Origin of the sequence: Bacillus sp. V3-13 (genome assembly GCF_002860165.1) — a bacterium.
Lineage (GTDB): Bacteria > Bacillota > Bacilli > Bacillales > Cytobacillaceae > Bacillus_BJ.
Window position 1 is genome coordinate 1 of record NZ_PGUZ01000046.1, and the last position, 2,880, is coordinate 2,880.

A 2,880-nucleotide genomic window follows, 5' to 3' on the forward strand; every position below is an offset into this window, starting at 1 on the left:
CATTCATAAAAATCGTCCCAGTCTTTCGGGCCTCTGCCGTCTCCATAGTACTTTTCGGATTTTCTATTTTTAGATCCTTTGTCATCACGATCGTCATCGTTGTCGTCTTCTTTGTCATCGTCATCATCATCACGGTTGCCGTTGTGGCGGTCATCGTCATGCGAACTGGCATTGGCCAGGTTTATTTCATATGGATCTCCCTCGATTTCTCTCGCGGATGCTTTCGATCCGCCAAAGAAGTTGGCGATTTCATCCCAGAGGCTTTTGAAAAAGTCGGCGATCGCTTCCGCAATGGCGTTCAGCTTTTCTTGAATAAAAGCGACGACTCCATTTTCCTCTTCTTTTGATGATGGTTTTTGCGTTTTCTTTTCAGAGTCGTTTGCCTTTTCTTTTTTAGCTTGGGTCGTTTCTTTTAGATCATCATCCGAAGGCGCTGAAGAAGCTGTTTCCGTTACAGCCGCATCTTCCGCAGTTTCTTTCGGACCTGGTAGTTCTTCATTCGGCACCTCGCTCACAGCGGTTTCTTCCTTCGATGCCGCAGTCAAGCTTGCCGTTTCAGATTTTTTAGCGGTTCTTCGTTCCGGTCCTTTTTCCGGATGCCTCCAGTGGTTCGGCGGAGAATGCTCGTCATCGTCATCGTCATCATCGTCGTCCTCTTTGTATGTTTTCTCTCGGTAAGTCACTTCCGTCAGGCGGTATAAATCATCGTATGCGTAAGATGTTTTATATCCATGCTCGTCTGTCTCAGAAAGGCGGTTGCCGACCTGGTCATACTCATACGACAGCGATGAATAAAATTCTTTCCCCTTGTTTTTCAGGGAGGTTAACTGATCCGCTTCGTCGTACTCGTAAGTCGTGACAATCCCGTTCGCCCGGCTCACGGACGCTTTTTGACCTTTGCCGTCATACGTATAGCTTGTCACATTTGCTTCCGGATCGGTCACTTTCACCATTTCATTGCGTTCATTGTATTCGTATTGGATGGCGCGCCCTTCCGGATCGACAACTTGCGTCCGGTTACCGGCGGCATCATAGCTGAACCGGGTCGTTTTCTCCAGGCGCGTATTGGTGACGGCGGTCATCCGGTTCAGGCTGTCATATTCATACACTTCGTTTGTCACCGGGCTGGCTGCTTTGACCATGTTTCCGGCTCCATCGTACGCATAGGAAAGCTGTTCATCGCCAAGGTCAATGCCGGTCAGTTCCTGGCGCTTGTTGTAGCTGTACTGGATCGTCTGGCCTTTCCGGTCCGTTTCCGCAGCGAGGTTCCCGGCCGGGTCATACGTGTAGCGGTGGACATCGCCGAGGGCATTGATTTCCCCGGTCACCCGGCCAAGCGCGTCGTACACCCACTCGGTTTGATTTCCCTTTGAATCGGCCAGCTTCGATAATTGCCCGAGCTGGTCGTATAAATAAGCCGGCTTGTTGCCCAGTGCATCTGTCACGCCTGTTTGGTTACCCACAGCGTCATATCTGTAGGAGGTCACATTTCCTTTTGCATCCTTTACCGCGGTAATATTTCCGGATGCATCAAGCGTGTAGGATGTTTCCCGCCCTTTTGGATCGGTTTCCTTGACGAGGCGGTTCAGCTTGTCATAGGCATACGCCGTTGTATGGTTTTTCTGGTCGGTCAGGCTCGTCAGGTTGCCGGCTGCGTCATACCCGTAGGAGACACTGTAGCCAAGCGGGTCGGTGACCTTTGCCGGACGGCCTGCCTCATCATAGGCCAGGCTTGTCACAAAACCGCGCACATCCGTGATCGTCGCTGGATTTCCGCTCTTCGTGTACGTATAGACCGTTTTTTGCCCGTTTGGATCGATGGTCTCAAGAAGCTGGTTGTTTTTGTCATAGGTGTAGCCCCAGACAGCGCCGCGCTCATCGGTGAACGAGGTCAGATTGCCGGCCGCGTCATAACCCATCTTTGTCGTAAACCCTTCCGGATCGGCCACTTCTGTTGTATTTCCGATTTTGTCGTAAGCGAGCCTGGTGCTGTTTCCGAGCGGGTCGGTCACCTGCACAAGCCTCTGTAACGCGTCATATTGATAGCTCGTCACTGCGCCAAGCGGGTCTTTTACCGATTCAAGCAAACCGGTTGGCGTATAAGTGTATTCCGTTTTTTGCTGGAGGGCGTTGATTTCCGCCACCATTTCGCCGGCAAGGTTAAACTGGAATTCGGTTTTTGCCCCGTTTTGCTCGGTAACCGAAACGAGATTGGCTGCCGCGTCATAGCCGTAATGAATCTCCCCGCCCGGATCGGTCACTTTTTCAAGCTGGTCAAGCGCGTCATAGCTGTATGTCGATACATGTCCTTCCGCATCTGTCACGGAGGCCATCCGGCCAAGGCCGTCATACGTCCATGAAGTCGCGTGGCCGTTTGGATCGGTCATACCCTTAAGCTGGAGTTTCTCATCAAAAGAATAGACAGACACGGCATTTCCGGGTTCTGTGACTTTAATCGTTCTCTCTGCCAGATTGTATTGATACTTCGTTTCTTTTCCTTCCCCGTTGACATAACTGAGAATCCGGCCAAGCGCATCATAATGGGCAGACACCGTATTCCCGAGAGCATCGGTCTGCTTGATGAGATTTCCCATTGCGTCATAATCAAATGACTGCGTTGCCTCGCGCGCATTGACAATCGAATTGATGAGGCCGAGGGAATTATAAGCATAGCGGATCGAATGTCCTTCCGGATCGGTTTCTTTCAGGAGCTGGCCGATGCTGTCGTATTCATAGCTCGTCACCTGGCCAAGCGGATCGGTGATGTTCTTCACCATCCCTAAGCTGTTATAGGCAAAATGCGTTTCATGTCCGGCCGGGTCGGTGACCTTCGTGACCTGCTGGAGGTCATCGTAGTCATATTTCGTGACACGTCCGAGC

General features: G+C 51.4%; 1 protein-coding gene. It reads right to left on the minus strand.

Annotation, left to right across the window (positions count from 1 at the left end; genetic code table 11):
* Positions 1 to 2,880 (minus strand): RHS repeat protein (locus CU633_RS16790; protein WP_142383432.1); only part of this gene is annotated, 2,880 nt, incomplete at both ends.